At 67.1% G+C, this 1,087-nt stretch carries 1 protein-coding gene; it reads right to left on the bottom strand.

Annotated elements, in window-relative coordinates; translation table 11 throughout:
- On the bottom strand, positions 1 to 997 hold a 997-nt coding region (locus F4692_RS20625), incomplete at its 3' end, for an IS481 family transposase (protein WP_179621621.1).
- Positions 998 to 1,087: the final 90 nt, after the last annotated feature.

The raw sequence follows: 1,087 nt of genomic DNA, 5'->3' as shown, positions 1-1,087 counted from the left end.
TGTAGTTCCCCGTGACGTTGTGAATGCGGTCTGCGGGGACGAGGCCCTCGATGCCGGTGTGGGGTCGGTGGTGATTGTAGAAGTGGAGCCAGTCGGCGTAGGTCGCGGCGCGGGCTGCGTCTGAGAGGTAGATCGTGGCGTAAGCCCATTCTGCGGCGAGGGTGCGGTTGAAGCGTTCGACCTTGCCGTTGGTCTGTGGTCGGTAGGGGCGGGTGCGGCGATGCTTCACGTCGTCGCCGAGGGCGGCGGCAAAGGCGTGGGAGCGGTAGCAGGCGCCGTTGTCGGTCATCACCGCGTGCACGCTGACGCCGGCTTCGGCGAAGAACGCCTTGGCGCGCAGCCAGAACGCAGCGGCGGTCTCCTTACGCTCATCGGGCAGTTGTTCGGAGTAGGCCAGGCGGGAGTGATCATCAACCGCGTGGTGGAGGTAGACGTAGCCGCGTGAGGCTGGTGCTCCGGCACGCGCGGCGCGATCGCTGGCGGCTTGTGCTTGTCGGTGCTGTGCGGACGTGCGGCCAAAGACCCGCCATCCGCCGCCGTCCGGGATCTTGCCGAGCTTCTTGATGTCGACGTGCACGAGGTCGCCGGGTGCGGCGGCCTCGTAGCGCACGGGTTTGGGTTTGCGCACCGGCAGGCCGGTGGCCTGGTCGATGTGAGCGAGCAGAGGCATGCGGTAGCGGCCCAGCACCCGCCCGACCGTTGAACGAGGGACGCCGAGGTGGAAGCTGATGCGGTGTGGCCCCCAGCGTCGAGTGTGGCGCAGGTTCACGATTCGTCGCTCGAGCTGCCGGCTGCAGCGCCGTGGCGAGGTGTTGGGACGTGAGAGCCGGTCAGTCATCGGTTCACCGCGCCGGTAGCGGTTTGCCCACTTCGACACGGTCGCCGGCGAGACCTGGAACCGTTCGGCTGCTCGCTGCACCGTCCAGTGCTGCTCGACCACCGCCACGGCCAAGCGGCGACGCCCTTCAGGTGTCAGCGGGGCGTTAGCGTGAGTCACGAGGACCTCCAGTAGGTGGGTTGGTGTGGTAACCCCCTCCGTACTGGAGGTCCTCGCTACTCGTCTACAACTTCTCGTTCACAACCTCTG

The sequence above is a fragment of the Nocardioides cavernae genome (assembly GCF_013410035.1).
In the GTDB taxonomy this organism is placed as follows: domain Bacteria; phylum Actinomycetota; class Actinomycetes; order Propionibacteriales; family Nocardioidaceae; genus Nocardioides; species Nocardioides cavernae_A.
This window is presented reverse-complemented; position numbering and strand designations above follow the sequence as displayed.